The organism is Halorussus lipolyticus (genome assembly GCF_029338375.1).
GTDB lineage: Archaea > Halobacteriota > Halobacteria > Halobacteriales > Haladaptataceae > Halorussus > Halorussus lipolyticus.
The window spans coordinates 2,137,741-2,155,621 of sequence record NZ_CP119804.1 but is presented as its reverse complement, the minus strand read 5'-3'; the positions used below and the strand labels follow the sequence as shown (position 1 = coordinate 2,155,621).

General features: G+C 63.5%; 19 protein-coding genes. 9 read left to right on the top strand and 10 right to left on the bottom strand.

The annotated features are described in order from the left end of the window. Nucleotides 1–93: 93 nt before the first annotated feature. On the bottom strand, nucleotides 94–360 hold the full coding sequence (locus P2T57_RS10975; RefSeq protein WP_276299250.1) for a hypothetical protein: 267 nt from the start codon (nucleotides 358–360) through the stop codon (nucleotides 94–96). A 298-nt stretch (nucleotides 361–658) separates the two neighbouring features. After that, nucleotides 659–1,321: an imidazole glycerol phosphate synthase subunit HisH gene (gene hisH / locus P2T57_RS10970; RefSeq protein ID WP_276299249.1), complete on the bottom strand. Its 663-nt coding sequence runs from the start codon at nucleotides 1,319–1,321 to the stop codon at nucleotides 659–661. Nucleotides 1,322–1,554: 233 nt separating this feature from the next. Between hisH and P2T57_RS10965 the strand changes: the two genes are divergently transcribed. The 6 genes from P2T57_RS10965 (at nucleotide 1,555) to P2T57_RS10940 (ending at nucleotide 10,818) form a co-directional block, all read left to right on the top strand. Continuing rightward, the gene (locus tag P2T57_RS10965) at nucleotides 1,555–2,868 is read left to right on the top strand and encodes a thermonuclease family protein (protein WP_276299248.1); all 1,314 of its coding nucleotides are present in this window, start codon (nucleotides 1,555–1,557) and stop codon (nucleotides 2,866–2,868) included. A gap of 244 nt (nucleotides 2,869–3,112) precedes the next feature. Continuing rightward, nucleotides 3,113–5,209, top strand: a complete 2,097-nt coding sequence (locus tag P2T57_RS10960; RefSeq protein ID WP_276299247.1) for a thermonuclease family protein — start codon at nucleotides 3,113–3,115, stop codon at nucleotides 5,207–5,209. A 285-nt stretch (nucleotides 5,210–5,494) separates the two neighbouring features. Further along, the gene (locus P2T57_RS10955) at nucleotides 5,495–6,451 is read left to right on the top strand and encodes a PhnD/SsuA/transferrin family substrate-binding protein (RefSeq protein ID WP_276299246.1); all 957 of its coding nucleotides are present in this window, start codon (nucleotides 5,495–5,497) and stop codon (nucleotides 6,449–6,451) included. 49 nt (nucleotides 6,452–6,500) lie between these two features. Then, nucleotides 6,501–7,283, top strand: coding sequence for a phosphonate ABC transporter ATP-binding protein (gene phnC / locus P2T57_RS10950; protein ID WP_276299245.1), 783 nt, complete (start codon nucleotides 6,501–6,503; stop codon nucleotides 7,281–7,283). Beyond that, on the top strand, nucleotides 7,276–8,271 hold the full coding sequence (gene phnE, locus P2T57_RS10945; RefSeq protein WP_276299244.1) for a phosphonate ABC transporter, permease protein PhnE: 996 nt from the start codon (nucleotides 7,276–7,278) through the stop codon (nucleotides 8,269–8,271). Before phnC ends, phnE begins: the two co-directional genes overlap by 8 nt. A 327-nt stretch (nucleotides 8,272–8,598) precedes the next feature. After that, nucleotides 8,599–10,818: an outer membrane protein assembly factor BamB family protein gene (locus P2T57_RS10940; protein ID WP_276299243.1), complete on the top strand. Its 2,220-nt coding sequence runs from the start codon at nucleotides 8,599–8,601 to the stop codon at nucleotides 10,816–10,818. On the opposite strand, the gene P2T57_RS10935 is transcribed toward P2T57_RS10940, so the two are convergent. From P2T57_RS10935 to P2T57_RS10920, 4 genes are all read right to left on the bottom strand, one after another. Beyond that, nucleotides 10,815–11,069: a hypothetical protein gene (locus P2T57_RS10935; RefSeq protein ID WP_276299242.1), complete on the bottom strand. Its 255-nt coding sequence runs from the start codon at nucleotides 11,067–11,069 to the stop codon at nucleotides 10,815–10,817. The two genes, P2T57_RS10940 and P2T57_RS10935, sit on opposite strands and share 4 nt — an antisense overlap. Before the next feature lie 78 nt (nucleotides 11,070–11,147). Continuing rightward, nucleotides 11,148–11,738 carry a uracil-DNA glycosylase gene (locus P2T57_RS10930; protein WP_276299241.1) on the bottom strand — a complete coding sequence of 197 codons (591 nt, stop codon included), beginning with the start codon at nucleotides 11,736–11,738 and terminating at the stop codon, nucleotides 11,148–11,150. A gap of 52 nt (nucleotides 11,739–11,790) precedes the next feature. Continuing rightward, on the bottom strand, nucleotides 11,791–12,351 hold the full coding sequence (locus tag P2T57_RS10925) for an endonuclease dU (RefSeq protein ID WP_276299240.1): 561 nt from the start codon (nucleotides 12,349–12,351) through the stop codon (nucleotides 11,791–11,793). Nucleotide 12,352: 1 nt separating this feature from the next. Next, nucleotides 12,353–12,535, bottom strand: a complete 183-nt coding sequence (locus tag P2T57_RS10920) for a DUF5786 family protein (RefSeq protein ID WP_276299239.1) — start codon at nucleotides 12,533–12,535, stop codon at nucleotides 12,353–12,355. Between the two features lie 83 nt (nucleotides 12,536–12,618). On the opposite strand from P2T57_RS10920, the gene P2T57_RS10915 reads away from it, so the two are divergent. Together P2T57_RS10915 and P2T57_RS10910 are read left to right on the top strand one after the other, a co-directional pair. Continuing rightward, nucleotides 12,619–13,230: an MBL fold metallo-hydrolase gene (locus P2T57_RS10915; RefSeq protein WP_276299238.1), complete on the top strand. Its 612-nt coding sequence runs from the start codon at nucleotides 12,619–12,621 to the stop codon at nucleotides 13,228–13,230. Between the two features lie 54 nt (nucleotides 13,231–13,284). After that, the gene (locus P2T57_RS10910; protein WP_276299237.1) at nucleotides 13,285–13,590 is read left to right on the top strand and encodes a MazG-like family protein; all 306 of its coding nucleotides are present in this window, start codon (nucleotides 13,285–13,287) and stop codon (nucleotides 13,588–13,590) included. Nucleotides 13,591–13,594: 4 nt separating this feature from the next. Here the strand turns inward: P2T57_RS10910 and P2T57_RS10905 are convergent, their stop codons facing one another. Beyond that, on the bottom strand, nucleotides 13,595–13,777 hold the full coding sequence (locus tag P2T57_RS10905) for a hypothetical protein (RefSeq protein ID WP_276299236.1): 183 nt from the start codon (nucleotides 13,775–13,777) through the stop codon (nucleotides 13,595–13,597). Between the two features lie 131 nt (nucleotides 13,778–13,908). Beyond that, a complete protein-coding gene (locus P2T57_RS10900) occupies nucleotides 13,909–14,058 on the bottom strand; it encodes a 50S ribosomal protein L40e (RefSeq protein ID WP_276299235.1) in 150 nt (49 codons plus the stop codon). Between the two features lie 226 nt (nucleotides 14,059–14,284). On the opposite strand from P2T57_RS10900, the gene P2T57_RS10895 reads away from it, so the two are divergent. After that, nucleotides 14,285–15,505 carry a right-handed parallel beta-helix repeat-containing protein gene (locus P2T57_RS10895; RefSeq protein WP_276299234.1) on the top strand — a complete coding sequence of 407 codons (1,221 nt, stop codon included), beginning with the start codon at nucleotides 14,285–14,287 and terminating at the stop codon, nucleotides 15,503–15,505. Here the strand turns inward: P2T57_RS10895 and P2T57_RS10890 are convergent, their stop codons facing one another. Next, nucleotides 15,506–16,018, bottom strand: a complete 513-nt coding sequence (locus tag P2T57_RS10890) for a DUF367 family protein (RefSeq protein WP_276299233.1) — start codon at nucleotides 16,016–16,018, stop codon at nucleotides 15,506–15,508. A 636-nt stretch (nucleotides 16,019–16,654) separates the two neighbouring features. Further along, complete coding sequence (locus P2T57_RS10885; RefSeq protein WP_276299232.1) at nucleotides 16,655–17,818, bottom strand: acyl-CoA dehydrogenase family protein; 1,164 nt, start codon at nucleotides 17,816–17,818, stop codon at nucleotides 16,655–16,657. Nucleotides 17,819–17,881: the final 63 nt, after the last annotated feature.

The window sequence follows — 17,881 nt, the reverse complement described above, 5'->3', positions numbered from 1 at the left end:
GGGCGAAATACCGAACGGAGTCGCTACTGGCGCTCGAGGGACGAACTGGCCGAGTTCGCTGTGGTCGATAAAAAATTCGGGAAACGAGCGTCGTTAACTCGTGATGGGCGAGTAGGTAATCGGACCCGTAATCGGCGACTGGGTGATGGGTCGGTCCGCCGTAATCGGGGACTGGGTAATCGGACCGTCGGCCGTAATCGGCGATTGGGTGATGGGCCGGTCAGCAGTAATCGGGCCATCGGCCGTGATGGGCGCGTCGGCGGTACTCGGGCCGGTGATGGGACTCGCTGTCGCACCGCCGGTGAAAGCGATACCTAAGACGACGAATCCGACGAGGACTCCGAAGGTTCGAGTGTTCATAGCAATCACTAACTCCACTCTCTTTTTGAAATCCCCTATTCTAAAAGTTTTCTAAGTATGGTACGAATTTCTATAAATCGTTTGGCCATAAACTATTCATAATAAGAATAATCCATAAGAAAGATGGTAATACTGAGAGGGTGAAATTAGAGCACACTAACCCTCGAACGCTGTTCGAATGCGTCGTCCCCACTCACGTCAGTAACGAAACCCACGGATAGAAACTGAACTACCAGACGAGAGACGGAAGCAGTTCGCGCAACGAGTCGCTCAACGTTTTCTTCTAGTGCTAGTGATTTTACGGCGAGCAGATGTCCACGAAGTTCCGGAGGATTCGCAGTCCGGTCTCGCCGCTCTTTTCGGGGTGGAACTGCGTGCCGAAGATGGTGCCCTCGTCGTTGGCGACGATGGCGGGGAACTCGATTTCGTAGTCAGTCGTCGCTACCACCGCATTCTCGTCGTCCGGCACCGCGTAGTAGGAGTGGACGAAGTACGCGTATTCGCCGTCCACGCCCTCCACCAGCGGGTGGTCGCGCTGTACGTCGAGTTGGTTCCACCCCATGTGGGGGACTTTCTGGCCCTCGTCGAACCGGACGTTGGTGCCCGGAATCAGGTCGAGGCCCTGCACATCGTCTTCCCCCGCGCGCTCGGCCTCCTCGCTGGTCGTCAAGAGCATCTGCATCCCGAGACAGATGCCGAAGACGGGCGTCCCGCTCTCGGCGACGTCGAGGAGCGCCTCGCGGTACGGCCCGGCGTTTTCGACGCCTTCCCGAAACGCGCCCACGCCGGGCAGGACTACGCCGTCGGCGTCCTCGAACGTCTCGGGGTCGTCACTAATTTTGACCTCCGCGCCCGCGCGTTCGAGGCCGCGCGTGACACTTCGGAGATTGCCCAGTCCGTAATCGACCACGACGACCGATGCGCCGGTCGTTTCCGGTTCGTCGCTCTCGATGGTACTCATGCGAGGAGGTTTCGGTGGCACGGCAAAGTCGCTTTCCCTCGGGGCGAAAATCTGTCTCCAGTCGGTTCGGTCGGGTGTGTCCTCTCGGCCTCGGAGAGGTATGGCAGTCGCGCATAATTTCTATACAAATATTTTACAAATGAATCTTGTATGTAGTCGTTTGTTTCCCATGTAGTGGAACTGGTGCCAAATATTTAAATTTAATAACTGGGGGTGCAGGAACCAAATTGCAAATGGACCGACGCAAGTTCCTCGGAACGTTGACGACGGCCGCTGTAGGCGGTCTGTCGGCGACCCAGACGGCTGTAGCGGCTGACACCCAACTCGAACCGGGCACGTGGTACGACGCCACCGTCACCGACGTGACCGACGGCGACACCATCGACGTGACCCTCGACAGCGACGGTACGGAGTACGAGATTCGCGTCCTCGGTCTCGACACGCCCGAGACCCGGCGGAACGGTCGCTACGAGAGCGTCCCCGAGTGGGAAGGCATCGAGGACGACAAGTACCTCTCGAAGTGGGGCGAGAACGCCTCTGACTACGCCAAAAACGAGTTCCCGGACGGAACCTCGGTCAAAATCGCCGTGGACGAACAAGAGGCCGAGATGGACCCCTTCGGTCGCCTGCTGGCGTACATCAAGTACGACAAGAACGGCGACGGGTCGATGGACACCCTCTACAACCGCGATATCATCGAACAGGGCTACGCTCGCGTCTACGGTTCTAGCCTCACCAAGCACGACGACTTCTGGAGCGCCGAGGCCACCGCCCAGTCGAACGGCGTCGGCGTCTGGGGCCGGAGCGACCCCGCCAACACCTCCGAGGTTGACGACGACCCCGTTTCCGAGGTCTTCTTCCCGAACGTCTCCAGCGTCCGCACCGACACCGGCGGCCTCGCCGACTCGCGTGCGCCCGTCTCCGCGCCGAGCGGTTCGACCCAGAGCCTCGACGGCGGCTACAGCTACAGCGGCGACATCCCGCTGGTGGGCGTGGACGAATCGGTCAACACCGCGATGGTCGGCGGCCTGTTCATCAGCGAGGAGCACGACGCGTCCGGTCAGCACTTCGTCTTCCTGACCAACCTCATCGACTCGCTGTCGAGCAAGTCCGGGCAGGTCCTCATCGACGGCGGCCACCACCAGTTCAACGCCGACTACGCGCTGTCGAACGAGGACGCAGTGAACTACCAGCGCTACCTCGAAGGACAGGGCATCGCCTTCGAGCAGGTCAACACCTTCGACGGCGCGGGCGACAACGCGCTCTCGACGGCCCGAGCCATCGTCGTCACCAGCCCCTACGACGCGTTCACCACCGCCGAGAAGGACGCGCTCGGCACCTTCGTCTCCAACGGCGGCGCTGTCATCCTGATGGGGAGCGCAAAGTCCTCGGCCACCGCTCGGTCGAACTTGGACGACGTGGCGTCCTCGCTCGGCTCTGACCTCCGACTCAACGACGACCAAGTGTTCAACGGTTCCGGCGACAGCAACTTCCAGACCCAAAACATCGACACCGCGAACTTCTCGCTCTGGAGTTCCTACACCTAATCGGTGGGTTGTCGGTTTGGACACGTCCAAACCATCCCGAACCAATTCTACACAATTTCTAAACCATTCTTGAGCTGTCTTGAGACGCTTCTCCACCGATTCCGAACCGACCGGTCTCGAGTCTCGCTCTCTCGGCGATTGTCCTTTGGGAACTCCCTACACCATTGTCTACGATTCCCAAACTTTTTCTATTTATTCGTAAATCTTTAAATTTAATAATGGGGTGTGAGAATAGCAAATCGTAATGCAACGACGGAACTTCCTGAAACTCGTAGCGGCCGCCAGTGCGGGCACGGCGGCAGTCGAAGGCACGGGCACCGAGTTCGTCGGAACCGCACGGGCGGCGGTCGGCGCGAACTGTGGTGGCTCCAGCACTATCGCGGACGTCGAATTCGAGTCGGGAAGCAGTCTCCTCGACTCGAACTACGACGCGCTCACCGACGATTCGGTCGTCGCGGTTTGGGCCGAAAGCTCGGCCACGAACGGGGACGCCGACGGCAACAACGACGCCTACTACTACAGCGACTCCACGGACATCCCGGTCGCCGCGGTTGACGGCAACGTCGTCGGGTTCGGCGCGCTGTTGGTCAACGACGGCGACGCCAACTGGGGATACGGCAACGAGGAGTTCGTTCTCAACGTCTGGGACCAGCAACTCGGTGGCTCGGGTACCGTCCTCTACGACGAGGGTCACGGCCAGTACTACACCCTATCTGACTTCTCGGAGTTCGAGTCCTACGCGGAGAACAACGGCTACGACGTGCAGGCGACCTCCTCGCTGTTCTCGAACCTCTCGTCGGCCGACGCCGTGATGATTACCTCGCCCGGCAACTTCAACGAGGGCGAACTCGCGGACCTCTACGACTACGTTAACAACGGCGGAGTCATCTTCCTCCACGACCAGTCTGACTACAACAACTACGACGAGACCGAGAACCTCAACGACATCGCTGGCTACCTCCAGCGCGCCTTCCGGTTCAACGACGACGAGGTCACGGACTCGACCAACAACTCCGGAAGCAACTACGCCATCCTGACGGGCAACTTCAACACGGCCAACTTCGACTACTTCCAAGACCGCTCGGGCCTCGGAAGCGGCGGCGGCTTCGACGGTCCCAAGAACGGTACCGTCTCGACCGTCACCGACGGCGACACCTTCACCGTGGACTTCGACGATGGGACGAGCGAGGAGATTCGCGTCCTCGGCATCGACACGCCCGAGAAGAAGCAAAACCAGCAGTACGAGCTAACCAAAGAGTGGGAAGGCATCGAGAGTCTGAACCACCTCGCCGACTGGGGCAAGAAGGCCACCAACTTCGCCAAGAGCGAACTTGACGGCGTGAGAGTCACGGTCGATACCGACGACGAGGAGGGCGCGTACGACCCGTTCGGCCGCCTGCTGGGCTACGTCTACTACGACGCCGACGGCGACGGCTCGCGCGACGACCTCTACAACCTGAAGGCCATCCAAGACGGCTACGCTCGCATCTACGGCTCCAGCCTCACTAAGCACGAGACCTTCTGGGACGCCGAGGCCACCGCCCAGTCGAACAGCACGGGCGTCTGGAACCAGAGCGACCCGAGCGCCTCCAGCGAGATTCGGGACCGCGACGCCGACGACATCTTCTTCCCGCACACCACCAGCGTCCGGACCTCGGGCGGAGCCATCGCCGACTCGCGGGTCCCGGTCTACGCCGAATCGACCGCGACCCAGACCGGCGGTAGTGTCAGCTACAGCCAGATTCCGCTGGCGGGCGTGGACGAGGACGCCAACGTCGGCGTCGTCGGGTCGCCCCTCATCGACGAGAGCTACGAGTCCGACGAAGGCTTCGGTGCCGACACCTCCGGCTTCGAGAACTTCGTCTTCGTGACGAACCTCGTGGACTACCTCGCAGACACTTCCGGTGACATCCTCATCGACGGCGGCCACGGTCAGTTCAACGCCGACTTCGCGCTGTCGAGCGAGGACGCCGCCTACTACCAGCGCTACCTCGAAGGGCAGGACATCGCGTTCGAGCAGGTCAACACCCTGACCAGCGCGAACCTCTCCCGAGGCCGCGCGCTCATCATCACTTCGCCGACCGAGTGCTTCTCGTCTACCGAGGTCAGCAACATCCAGAACTTCATCAGCAACGGCGGTGCCGTCATCCTGCTGGGTAGCTCGAAGGCCACCGACGCCGCCCACGCGACGACCAACGACCTCGCCAACGCGCTGGGTTCGGACCTCCGACTCAACGACGACGAGATTACGGACTCGTCGTACAACGTCAACAACGACAGCACCATCCCGTACACGACCAACTTCGACACCTCCTTCCCGCTGTTCGGCAAGTACAGCTAAGGAGTTCTCGTCGCAATCGTCGGCCGATTCGCAGTTCAATTTCTTTTGTTCGCTGACATCAAACCGGGAGCGCCCGCCGTCGCCTCACAGGTTTTATTTACCGATTCGCGTGGTGATGAATGGCGTGGTATTCATAGTCATAACATAACAATGTAGATGAATTTAGAGTGAATAGGAAGACTTAACCGACGTGTGTCTGTGAATTAAGACGATTCGGTCATGGCAAACCGACGGAAATTCCTCAAATCGACTGGCGCTGTAGCGACGGTTGGACTCGCAGGTTGTATGGGCGGCAGTTCCGACGACGGAACTACGACCACGGAAGAAACCACCGAGTCGTCCGGTGGCGACACCACCGAAGAGACCGAGACGACCACGACGGAAGAGACGATGGACTTCCAGAACGGCGAAATCAACTTCAACGTCTCTCCCTCGGTCGCTCAGGAGAAGCTTCAGGCGCAGTACCAGCCTATCAAGGAGCATCTCAGCAGTGAGTTCGACGTCCCCGCAAAGCTCAAACTGGCGAACAACTACAGCGCCGTCATTCAGGCGCTGGGCGCTGGCACGTCCGACATGGCCGAGACTGGTCCCTTCGCGGCCGCGCTCGGCGTCAAGGCCGACAAGGCCAACATCGCGCTCCAGCGGAAAGGCTACGGTAGCTGGGAGTACAAGAGCATCATCGTCGCGGCCGACGACGTGGACGTGAGCAACCTCGAGGAGATGAAGACCTACCTCGAGAACAACGACGCCACCATCGCGTTCGCCGACCGACTCTCGGCGAGTGGCTGTCTGTTCCCGCTCTACGACCTCAAGCAGGCCGGCATCTCCATCGGCAGTCTGCCCGAGAGCGGTGGCTCGAACGCGGCGTTCACGCCGAACTTCTCCAGCCACACCGGTGCCTACGAGACGCTCAAGAACGGTCAGGCCGACTTCGCCGGCATGGGCGGCTTCGTCCCCGGTCTGCAGGACGACTTCGACAAGCACGCGACCATCATCAAGGAACACGAGGGCCTGCCCCGCGCACCCATCGTGGTCAGTCCGGAACTCAGCGACGAGGAGCAGACGGCGCTCGTCGAGGCCTTCACCAGCGCGCCGGACAAAATCTACTACGGCAAGGACGAGAAGAAGGACACCGACGACGACCTCTGGTTCAACGGCGTCCGCGAGGTCAGCGTGGACGAGTACCAGTCAGTCATCGACGCCGCCAACGAACTCGGCATCGGTGCTGACTACTTCGAATAGCGACCTAAAATAAGCAGATAAATAAACAGTAACATTCGTTTTTTAATCGATGCCAGCAGTCTCACTCGAAAACGTTAGCAAGATATACGGGGGAGACACGGTCGCCTTAGACGACGTTAGCTTCGAGATTCCCGAAGGCGAGTTCGTGGTTCTCCTCGGTCCGTCCGGAGCGGGCAAATCGACCATGCTCCGCGTCCTCAACGGACTGACAGAGCCGACAGAGGGTGAAGTCCTTATCAACCAACAACCGGTCGGCGGCGAGCGAAGTGAGGTCGGGATGGTGTTCCAGATGCACTACCTCATCGAGAGCATGACTGCCTTCCGGAACGCGCTGACTGGGGCGCTCTCGCGGTCGAACTTCGCCCAGAGCGCGCTCACCATGTATCCGGAAGACGACAAGCGCGCGGCGCTCGAGGCGCTCGATACGGTGGGTCTCTTGGACGAGGCCGGCCAGCGCGCCGGGTCGATGTCCGGCGGGCAGAAACAGCGCGTCGGTATCGCTCGCGCACTGGTCCAGCAACCGGACCTCCTGCTCGCCGACGAACCGGTGTCGAGTCTCGACCCGAAGGCCGCCAAGGACGTGATGCGGTACATGAAGGAGGCCGCGAAAGAGCGCAACCTGACAACGGTCGCCAGCCTCCATCAGGTCAACATCGCCCGCGAGTTCGGCGACCGATTCCTCGGCATCCGGGACGGCGAACTCGTCTTCGACGGCACCCGCGAGGAACTCACGATGGACATCGTAGACCAGATTTACTACGGCGAAGACGGCAAAGAGCAGGCCGAAAACCTCGCCACGACGGCACCCGACCGAGGTGACGACAATGAGTAGTTCGCGCATCGACGAGACCCTCGGCGTGCTGGAGCGTCGGCGGCGCATCCGACAGTTACTGCTCGTGGGCTTCCTCGGCGTCGTCATCGCCGTGACCTACTTCGGTCTCAACTTCATCGGGTTCGCTCCCAAGGAACTCTGGAAGCAGGTTCCCCAAGAAATCGAGTTCATCAAGGGCTTCGTGCCGCCGAACTTCGTGGACTTCACCATCTACACCGAGCAGAACAACATCACTGGCTTGCAGGCGATTCCGGCTAGCTTCCGGAACTTCGGTGCCCCCATCATCGAGAGCATCACGAGCGACAGCGCGTCGCTCGTCCGACTCAGCATGGTGACCATCATCCTCGGGTTCACGGGCACGGTGCTTGGCTTCCCGCTGGCGCTGTTCTTCGGCGTCCTCGGGTCCGAGCAGGTCACGCCCTTCCCGTTCAACTTCATCTTCCGGGGTGCGATGAGCGCGATTCGGGCCATCCCCGCGCTGGTCTGGATTCTCATCTACGTCCCGCTGGCGGGCATCAACGAGGTCAGTGCGGTGCTGGCCATCGCCACCGACACCATCGGGAACCTCGGGCGACTGTTCACCGACGAACTCGAAGAAATCGAGGACGGACCCATCGAGGCCATCCAATCGACCGGGGCCTCCCGGCCGCAGGTCATCGGCTTCGGGATGCTGAGTCAGGTCTCGACATCCTACGTCGCGTGGACGCTCTACATCCTCGAAATCAACACCCGCATCGCCATCAGCCTCGGCGTCGTGGGCGCTGGCGGAATCGGTCGATACATCCGCCTGCGACAGGACCTGTTCAAGTATCAGAAGGCCGCGGCGGGCATCATCATGGTGTTCGTCATCGTGATTTCCGTCGAACTCCTCTCGTCGCGCATCCGCGCGCGACTCCGGCCCGACGAACACGAGAGCAAGTCCCTCTGGGACGCCATCAAGGACCTCGGGGACGGTAGCAAGTGGCTCGGTACCGGTTCCAACCGGTAAGCCGACCACTCGCTCGCGGATTTTTTTGAGACGCCGACCGACGAGTAGCGGAATCTAACTCCTCGTCTCGGAAACAATCTGTTGTCTCTACCAATTGTAATTGTTTCTCGAAGCCCGTCCTCCGGCAGTCGGTCGGCACCGACTGTTGCGGGCGAACGCTCGGCAAGACAACCGACAGGTGGGGTAAAGCGGTCGGGACTTTCAGGAGATAAACCCTCGCCGATTGTGCTGTTCACGCCTTCCGTCGTCTCGGTACCGAAACCCGAGTAGCACTCCCAGTCACGTAGCTTCCCAAATACTGAATAGCGCCGAGCGTCCGTCCCCGATATGGTCCCCAGAGAAACAGGTCGTCGGGGGTTCCTCCTCGGCGCGGCCGGAGCCACTGGGTCCGCCGGGACGGGCCACCAGTCGGGTTTCGGCGCGCCCGCAGTCGGGATTCCGGGCCTCCGCGACGACCACCGCGTCCGGTGGGAGTTTGCGGTCGAGGACGAGGAGGCGCTGGTCTACCCCGCGGCCAGCACCGACGGTGCAGTGTTCACGCTCGTCAACGAGACTCACCCCGACGGCGAGGACGGAAACGCGGTCCACGCCATCGAGATGCAGACCGGCGAGACGCGCTGGAAGAACGGCGAGACCGACTTGCCGGTCGCGGCCTCGGACCGCCACGGACTCGTCTACACCCGCCACCAAGCAAAGGTACAGGCGCTCGACGTGGCCGATGGCTCCGTGGCGTGGGAGTTCGAGTCGGGCGAGAAATACTTCCGGGCGTTCGCCGTCGCCGAGGACACAGCATTCGTCGCCACCGGGCGCGAACTCACCGCGCTCGACGCTGACGACGGCACCGAGCGGTGGCAAATCTCGGTCGGTCCCGACCCCGACGACGGGACGACCGGCATCAGCGCACACATCCGCGGACTGACGGTCACCGACGACACCCTCTACTTCGGAAGCGTCGAGGGGTTCACCGCCGTCTCCGTGGCCGACGGCGAGCGACACTGGCACGTGTCAGTCGCGGGCCCGTCGTGGGTCGCCGACGTGCGAGACGACCTGCTGGTCGGATGGTCGAACGAAGCGGTCTACGGCATCGAGACCGCCGACGGGAACCCGCGATTCCGAACGCCGGTCGGGAACCTCCGGACGCACGGCATCGGCGGCACCGTCGGCGAGCGTGCAGTCTACGTCTGGGGCGACCAACTCACCGCCGTAGACCTCCGGACCGGCGGGAAGCGCTGGACCTACGACGCGACCGACGACGAGGACCCCGGAGCGAGCGACAGGCGCGGCTTCTCGCCTATCGTCGCCGACGGCCGGGTATTCACCTCGACCGGCGACGGGAGCGTGGTCGCGCTCGACGCCGACTCCGGCCGCGAACGCTGGCAGTTCGAGGGCGAGGCCACCTTCGGCACGTGGGGAACGGTCGTCGGCGAACACGTCTACGTCACCGGCGAGCGACACGTCCACGCCTTCGACGCCGAGACCGGCCGCGAAACGTGGTCGCTCGAAGTTCACGACGTGGGCACCCCGATATGGGTCCGGTCGTTCGCCGGCACCGTCTTCGTCGGGACGCGGGTGGGCGAACTCTCCGCAATCGACCCGCCCTCGAAACTCGCCACCGCGCCGGTCGAGACGGCGAGCGAGTTCGCCACCTCCCGGCCCGGCCTCGGCCTGCTCGGTCTCCTCGGTGCGGGCCTGCTGGGCGTGGGCTATCGGCGGGCGAAGCGCCGAGCGAGCGGCGGTGGCCTCGGTACGGGTTCGGAGGTGGAACTCGGCCGCCTCGAACTCCTCGACAGCGGTCCCGTCACCGAGACGCACTTGAAGCGCGTCGAAACGTCCGACGGATTGGGACTCGTCGCCGAGACCCGACTGACCGACTCCGCCAGCGAGAATCCCGACCTCCGGCACGAATTCTCGGAGGCCATCGAGGAGTGGGCCGGCCTCGATACCGACCGACCCGGCTGTGGACTCCTCCCGGTCCTCGACTTCGGTACCGACCCCGACCCGTGGTTCCGGACGCCCTATCTCGCCGGCGGGTCGCTGTCGGACTCGTGGCCGCTCGACTACCGCGAGCGCGTCGAAGTCGCCTCGGGGGTCGCCCGGACGCTCCACGCCGGCCACCGCGAGGAGGTCACCCACGGGTGGCTTGCTCCTCGGCACGTCCTCCGGAAGGCAGGAGACCCGGACCCCGAACGCCGGTTCGGAACCGGGGTCCCCGAGGTCCGCGTCGGCGGGTGGTTCGTCTCGGACGCACTCGCCGAGGCCCGCGACGAGTCGGCACCTGACCCCTACGCGCCGCCGGAGTCTCGGGGTGAGAGCGCCACGCGAGAGCAGTCGGTCTCCGGCGACGTGTATCGGGTCGGCGCGCTGGCCCACCACCTCCTCACGGGCGAGGTGTCTGGCCCCGGTTCCGGCGAGGCGGATTCGACCACCGACCTGCCGAGGGACCTAGAGGCCGTGCTGAGTCGGGCGCTCGCAGACGACCCCGCCGACCGCTACGACTCGGCGCTGGCGTTCGACGACGAGTTCCGGTGGGCCGCGCTGGACCGCTAGCGAAGCGTGACCGCGAGGTAGCACGCCGCGACCACGACGCATCCGACGCCCGAGAAGAACGTCGTCGCGCCCCACGCCAGCGGGGTGAGCGACGCCACGCGCCGATTCCCGGTGGCTCTGCGCCGCCGGGCGTCGAGGTAGACCAGCGTGGCGAGCGAAAGCGGTGCGAGGACCGCCACAGCGACGACGCCGAGCGATTCCGGATTCAACCCGACCAGTTCGAGGGCGGAGACGAGGGCCGAGACCGACATGGGTCTCTTTCTTCCAACCGATACCCTATTGTTATTGACTCGTTACTGGGTTGAGGCTGACAGCGAACCGGAAAAGAATTAGAAATCGCCGAGCTGAGACTGGCCGTTCGAGTCGCTGTCGGCCATCCCGGCGGCCTTATCGAGCGCGGCGTCGAGGGTCTCCTCCTGACTGCTGTCGTAGAGGGTCGCCGCGGGATGGACGCAGATGAGTACGTCCCGGACCGCGCCGCCGAGTTCGACCTGCTCGATGCTCCCGGCCTCCTTGGTGACCGCCACGTCGCGGTCCAGTAGGTTCTGGCTCGGCACCTTCCCGAGGGTGACGATTAGCTGAGGGTCGATTTGCTCGATTTCGCTTTCGAGGTAGGGAAAGCAGTTGTCCAACTCGTCGCTGGTCGGGTCGCGGTTCTCCGGCGGGCGACACCGGACGCAGTTGGTGATGCGAACGTCCTCGCGGGCTAACCCTCTATCGCGCAGTTTGTCGTCCAGAATCGTCCCGCTTCGGCCGACGAAGGGTTCGCCCTGCTGGTCTTCCTGCTCGCCGGGTCCCTCGCCGACGAACACCACGTCGGCGTCGTCGGGGCCGATGCCGTTGACGATTCGACTCCGACAATCGACCAACTCGGGGCACTTCGTGCAGTCGGTCACTTCGAGTCCGTGCATTTCTCCCATGCCGGGTGGGTTCGGGGTGGCGGTATTAAGAATCGGTGGCCTCGACTCGGAGTTATTCGTCCCCGCGCCGCAACTCGTCGCCCGCTCTCGCAGACAGTCTGGCGACGCGGAGGGGTTCTGGCCGACCGCCCTCCGGCGTGAAGGCTCGGACTGCATCGCGGGCCTCGCTGGCGTCGATTCCCACCGAACGCACGAAGACGGTCTGGTCGTTGACTGCGAGGCGCTCGCGGGATGGCTGGCGGTCGAGAATCTCGATTCGGGCGTCGAGGTCCTCGCCGTCGAACTCGGCTTCGAGTGCCGAGGAGAGACCGGGACTCTCCTCGAACGTAACCGAAATTACGGGGCGGTCGATTTCTCGCTGGAGTCGGCGAAGGTCCACGACGTTGTACCACGCCAGCGCGATACCCGCGACGAAGATGTATCTCACGTCCGCCCTGTCGAGCCTCGAAAAAAGGTCAGCGATTGCATCGGTGGCGTCCAGTCCGCCGACAGTGCAGGTCTCGTAGGCGAAGCCATCGGTGACGCGACTGGCACGAGTGACGACGCCTGCGAGCGTGCTACGACGTTCCCGATACGATTCGGCGACTCCGAGCGCGCGGACGCCGGACTTCACGTCAGGCTTCTTCGTCTTTGATGTCCTTCAGGCGGTCGAGGAGTTCGTCGTTCGACGCGCCAATTTCGAAGTCTACGCTTCCCTCGTGGGAGTTTTCTTCGGTTGATACACCGTTGTCGTCGTCCAAATCAGCGTCGTAGTCCTGATTGTCCTGTTCGGACTCGTCGTAGCTCCCAAATCCCATGTGTAGTTGTATATACACGCTTGGCCCACTAAAGTCTCCTGCCGCCCGTCAAAGTTTTGAGGGGTGCGGTCAAATAGCCCGGCATGCAAGTTCACAACGTCACCGCCGACGCGGAGACGTTCACCTGCAACGCCTATCTCGTCGAGGGCGACCGGACAGTGTTAGTAGACGCGGGGAGCATGCCCGGCGTGGTAGACGCCATCTCGAAGCGGGTCGATGACGTGGATGCGGTGGTGTTGACCCACCAGCACGGCGACCACGTGGCCGAACTCGATACCGTGCTGGACGCCTACAACCCCGACCTGTTCTGCTACGACGACCACCCGCGCCGGACCGAGCGAATCGAGGACGGCGACAGTATCCGCATCGGTGACGAGGAGTTCGAGGCCATCTACTCGCCGGGCCACGCCGACGACCACCTCGCGTTCGTCTCCGAGTCGTCCATCTTCAGCGGCGACGTGGTGGTTTACAACGACGGCGCGTTCGACGACGGGAGTTTCGGCCGGACCGACATGGCCGGCCAGTCCCGCGACCGGGAAATCGAGAGCATCCGCGAGATTCTGAATCGGATGCCCGAGAGCGTCGAATCGATGTACGCCGGCCACGGCGACGAGTTCCACGGCGACGTGCGCGAGGTTGTCGAACGCGCGCTGGAGCGGGCCGAGCGCCGCGAACCCAAGTACCCCGACGAGTAGCGCCGGGCAATCGACACTCGTTTCACCCGTCGAGACGCGCTTTCTTCCGGACAGATGAAAGCCCAGCAGAAGGTCGCCGAGTTCTTCGCGGAACACGACATGGAGGGCGAACCGGCCTACCAGATACTCGACTTGGCCTCGGAGGTCGGCGAAATCGCCAAGGACGCCGCCAAATCGACCGACTACGGGGCCGACCCCGACGAGTTGGACGTGAAGGACGACGAACTCGGCGACGCGCTCTTTTCGCTGTTGGCGGTCGCCGAATCGCTCGACGTGGACGCCGACGAGGCCTTAGACGCGGCGCTGGCCAAGTACGAGGCCCGAATCGAGGAGACCGGCGGACCGGGGTCGGGCGAGTAGTCGCTCACCCTTTCAGGTAGACGAGCCACGGAAACAGCAGTGCCAGCCACAGCACGATAGCGACGCCCGATTGGAGCGTCCGGTGGAGCGGCAGAAGCCACCCGACCGAGATTGCGAGGACTGCGGGGAGACCGAACACGACCAGCGCGGAGAGTCGGGAGTCGGCCACGGCGTCTCGTCGGAACATCGCTCACAGCTACTTAGCGGGTCGGGAAAGTATTTGGGTTCCGACGACGACGGGGAGAAAGCAACCGGCACCAAAAGTCAGAGAAGTCACTACGCGGGCGATGCCGAGCGAGGAGGAACCGAACGACGCCGTTAGGCGTTGCGCGGTTCGCTACTCTTGGGTCGGAGGTTACCGTAGCCGCACTTGCGGCAGTTGTCGGCTCCGTGGGGGTTGCGCGCGTTGCACCGCATGCAAATCATCTTGTCGAGGATTCGGGCTTCCGCTTTCTCGAAGCTGGCCATACCGACCGCTTGGCCGTCACCGCATTTAAATCTTGCAGAGTTGCCCGGCGGACAGCGGCCGACCGACCCCGAGTCGAACGCCTCCGAGATGGAGGGGTCCGCAACGCTTAAGAATAGTTAGAGACGTAAAATTATACTCTTAAGACGTATTTATGATTCCGAGGCGCTCGAATCCGACCGCTGGGCGGCGATAAGCCCTAACTCCCCGTCCGGTGACTTCTGGGTCATGCTAGACAGACCCACAGCCAAACTGGTCGAGTCAGTCGCGCTCCTCGTCGTCCTCGGAACGGTCGGCGTCGTCGCCGTGCCCGCGGGAACCGCACTCGGCGCGCAGGGGAACTCGCCCGGACCGACCGAAATCGACCGCTGTACCGCCATCACCGACTCCGGCGAGTACGTCCTCGCGGGCGACGTGGCCAACGGGTCGCCGACGAATCCCCGGACGGGCCTCGGTGCCTGCATCGCCGTCCGGGCCGACGACGTGACCCTCCGGGGTGGGAACCACACCGTCGCCGCCGGACCGACCGGCGCACCCGGCGTCGTCGGCGTGCTGGTCGAAAATCGGGCCGTCAACGTCACTGTCGCCAACCTCACGACGACTCGGTGGGGCGCTGGCGTCGCCGTCGTCGGCGCGAGTCGCGCGGCGCTCCGGAACGTCTCGGCGGTGAACAACCTCGGCGACGGCTTCTTCGTGGAGAACGCGCCGGGCGTCGAAATCCGAGGCGGCGCGGTTCGCGGGAGCAACACCGGCATCTTCCTCCGGAACTCTCCCGACGCCCGAGTGGCGGGGGTGACCGTGACCGACAATCTGGCGGGCGTCTCGGTCCGGCGCTCGGAGGACGCGACCGTCTCGGAAATCGAGGCCGCCGAGAATAGCCAGTTCGGCCTCGCGGTCTCCTCGTCGGCGAACGCGACGGTCGCCGACTCGTCGTTCGCCGGAAACGGCTTCGCGGAGGTGGCGCTCGCTCGGGCCGACGGCGCTCACCTGCGGAACCTCACGATAGCCGGAGAGACGCCCGGATGGGCGCTTTACGTAGCCAACGACTCAACCGCGGTCGGCGAGGAGGTCGGTATCGGGGCGACCCGCCTCTCATTCGAGGCCCGCGACGTGGCGCTCGACTCGGCGACAGGGACTCCGCCGCTCCCGCTGACCGAGCGACAGGTCGTCGGCGACCCAATCGTCGCCACGCCGACCGGGGAGAGCGCGGGCCTCTCGCTCACCGTCAACTACGCCGACGCCGCAGTCGAGCGAGCAAGCACGACCGAGGACACCCTCTCGCTCTGGCGCTTCGACGCTGGTGATGGTTGGAACTCGGTGGCGACGACGGTGGACGCCGAGCGAAACCGGGCGTCGGCGAGGTTCGAGAACCTGCGCCGGAACGGGACGGTCATTGCGCTCGTCGGCGAGGGACTAGCAGAGGCCGAAAACGAGACGGATGCGGAGTGATTAGCTCGACTGCTCGTCGCCGGCGTCCAGATACTCCTGCTGGACTGCGACTACTTCGGTCGAGTCCTCGCAGTCGGCGTAGCGCCGGAGGGGTTCGGCGTTGAGTTCCAGAAAGGTCTCGCCCCACGTGAATTTGGCTAGAATCTCCTCGGCCTGTTCTCGCTCGCCGAGGATGGCGAGGGCACCGGCGAAGGCCTCGACGGTGTTGAGTCGGAAGGGCTTGCCGTAGTTGACGGGGTTGGCCGCCACGAGGAAGGGGAGCGCGCGGTGGACGCCGGGCATCTCGAACAGCGCGCGCTCGGCGGTCTCCCACGAGCAGTCGAGCGCGACCAGATTGTCGGTCTCGGCCCTGTCGGCGGGCGAGAGCGCCTGCTCGGCGTGGGGGTTCAGCACGATTCCGTAGGGTGTCGCCCCGCCGGTCCGGTGGAGTTCGGCGAGGTCGAACCGCGATAGCTTCCTCGCGGTACACTTGTCGGGGTCGTCGTCGCCCTCGTAGCGGACGTGAAGGTTCACTTTACCGGTCCGAGATTGGTCGCAGGGTGTGAAAAGTGACTCGTTCGGGAGGAGCGCGACGGTAGTTCGGAAAAATCGGTCCGAACAGCAGAATCGGCGTGATTTCGTCTTCTGAAGCCCCCGGTCGCTGAACCCGCCGGGACTCGTTGCGCTCCTCGTCGCTTCGCTCCTGCGGTGCTTCCCTCGTCCGGGCGGGATTCAGCGACCGGCCCCTTCACCCCACCCACAGCGGTTTGTGGGCCGAGCGTTCGCCGGTAGATTGGTCAGTCGGGCGTCTGCCGGTGGTTTGTTCCACCCGGCGCGCGGGAGTGCGCGCAGAACTGCGCGCACTCCTCGTGCGAGGGAGTCGGGAGCGGAGCGACCGACGAGGTTGGGGAGGACGAGGCGCGGTGCGGCGGCGGGGCGGCAGACGGCGTTGTTCAAGCCTGAAGTAGCCGTGCCGTTGCGGGGCGGTCGCGGTCTGCTTCGTGTCGGAAGTCGCTACCTCGGTACAACCTCTGAGAGCCGTCTATTGAAGCCAATAAACAACATCTACAATCCCTAAAGAAATATAGAGTTAGTCCTGCCGCGTCACTCGTCGGCGGGAATACCGGTTGCTGACTGGCATCGCCGTGATACTCGGAAGCGCTGGCGCGCTCACTCGTATGCCGCGATGCCAGTCAGGTCCTCGCCCAGAATCAGCGTGTGGATGTCGTGGGTGCCCTCGTAGGTGTACACCGTCTCCATGTTCGCCATGTGGCGCATCGGCGAGTAGTCCGTGGTAATCCCGTTGCCGCCGAGCATCTCCCGAGCGATGCGCGACTGGTCGCGGGCCATCCGGACGTTGTTGCGCTTGGCCATCGAGACGTGTTGGGGCCGCAGGTCGCCCCGTTCCTTCAGGTCCGCGAGGCGGTGAGCCAGCAGTTGACTCGTGGTAATCTGGGTCGCCATCTCGGCGAGTTTCTGCTGTTGCATCTGGAAACGCGCGATGGGACCGCCGAACTGGTCGCGCTCGGTGGCGTACTCGCGGGCCGTCTCGAAGCTATCGCGGGCCGCGCCGATTGCACCCCACGCGATGCCGTATCGGGCCTGCGTGAGACACGACAGCGGTCCCTTCATGCCCTCGACGCCGGGCAGAACCGCGTCCTCGGGGACGTACACGTCGTTGAGGCCGATTTCCCCGGTCACGGAGGCCCGCATCGAGAGCTTCTCGTCTATCTTGTTGGTGGTCACGCCGTCCTTGTCCGTCTCCACGAGGAACCCGCGGACCGGGTTGTCCTCGGCCGAACGGTCTCGCGCCCAGACGACCGCCACGTCCGAGATTGGGGAGTTGGTAATCCACGTCTTCGACCCGTTGAGGACGTACTCGCCGTCGTCCTTCTCGGCGTAGGTCTCCATTCCCGAGGGGTTCGACCCGTGTTCGGGTTCGGTCAGGCCGAAACACCCGACCAACTCGCCGCGGCCGAGGCCCGGAAGCCAGCGTTCCTTCTGCTCGTCGGAACCGAAGGCGTAGATGGGGTACATCACGAGCGCACCCTGCACGCTGGCCATCGAGCGAATCCCGGAATCGCCGGCCTCCAATTCCTGCATCAGCAGGCCGTAGGCCTTCTCGCTGACGTTCGGGAGACCGTACCCCTCCAGATTGGGCGCGTAGAAGCCGAGTTCACCCATCTCCGGGATGAGGTCGGTCGGGAAAGTTCCCTCCTCGAAGTGGTCGGCGATGTCGGGCTTTATCTTGTCTTCGACGAACTCTCGGGCGGTGTCTCGAATCATCCGCTCTTCTTCGCCGAGGTCCTCCTCCAGCGAGACGTAATCGAGCATGACGGGAGTTGGGGCCGGAACCGTGAAAAACGCTCCTACTCGTCTGCAAGTGTTGCCGATACC

Excerpts from the sequence above, each read along its gene's own strand:
- P2T57_RS10975 (WP_276299250.1), bottom strand. The coding sequence starts at position 360 with ATGAACACTCGAACCTTCGGAGTCCTCGTCGGATTCGTCGTCTTAGGT.
- hisH (WP_276299249.1), bottom strand. The coding sequence starts at position 1,321 with ATGAGTACCATCGAGAGCGACGAACCGGAAACGACCGGCGCATCGGTC.
- P2T57_RS10965 (WP_276299248.1), top strand. The coding sequence starts at position 1,555 with ATGGACCGACGCAAGTTCCTCGGAACGTTGACGACGGCCGCTGTAGGC.
- P2T57_RS10960 (WP_276299247.1), top strand. The coding sequence starts at position 3,113 with ATGCAACGACGGAACTTCCTGAAACTCGTAGCGGCCGCCAGTGCGGGC.
- P2T57_RS10955 (WP_276299246.1), top strand. The coding sequence starts at position 5,495 with ATGGGCGGCAGTTCCGACGACGGAACTACGACCACGGAAGAAACCACC.
- phnC (WP_276299245.1), top strand. The coding sequence starts at position 6,501 with ATGCCAGCAGTCTCACTCGAAAACGTTAGCAAGATATACGGGGGAGAC.
- phnE (WP_276299244.1), top strand. The coding sequence starts at position 7,276 with ATGAGTAGTTCGCGCATCGACGAGACCCTCGGCGTGCTGGAGCGTCGG.
- P2T57_RS10940 (WP_276299243.1), top strand. The coding sequence starts at position 8,599 with ATGGTCCCCAGAGAAACAGGTCGTCGGGGGTTCCTCCTCGGCGCGGCC.
- P2T57_RS10935 (WP_276299242.1), bottom strand. The coding sequence starts at position 11,069 with ATGTCGGTCTCGGCCCTCGTCTCCGCCCTCGAACTGGTCGGGTTGAAT.
- P2T57_RS10930 (WP_276299241.1), bottom strand. The coding sequence starts at position 11,738 with ATGGGAGAAATGCACGGACTCGAAGTGACCGACTGCACGAAGTGCCCC.
- P2T57_RS10920 (WP_276299239.1), bottom strand. The coding sequence starts at position 12,535 with ATGGGATTTGGGAGCTACGACGAGTCCGAACAGGACAATCAGGACTAC.
- P2T57_RS10915 (WP_276299238.1), top strand. The coding sequence starts at position 12,619 with ATGCAAGTTCACAACGTCACCGCCGACGCGGAGACGTTCACCTGCAAC.
- P2T57_RS10910 (WP_276299237.1), top strand. The coding sequence starts at position 13,285 with ATGAAAGCCCAGCAGAAGGTCGCCGAGTTCTTCGCGGAACACGACATG.
- P2T57_RS10905 (WP_276299236.1), bottom strand. The coding sequence starts at position 13,777 with ATGTTCCGACGAGACGCCGTGGCCGACTCCCGACTCTCCGCGCTGGTC.
- P2T57_RS10900 (WP_276299235.1), bottom strand. The coding sequence starts at position 14,058 with ATGGCCAGCTTCGAGAAAGCGGAAGCCCGAATCCTCGACAAGATGATT.
- P2T57_RS10895 (WP_276299234.1), top strand. The coding sequence starts at position 14,285 with ATGCTAGACAGACCCACAGCCAAACTGGTCGAGTCAGTCGCGCTCCTC.
- P2T57_RS10885 (WP_276299232.1), bottom strand. The coding sequence starts at position 17,818 with ATGCTCGATTACGTCTCGCTGGAGGAGGACCTCGGCGAAGAAGAGCGG.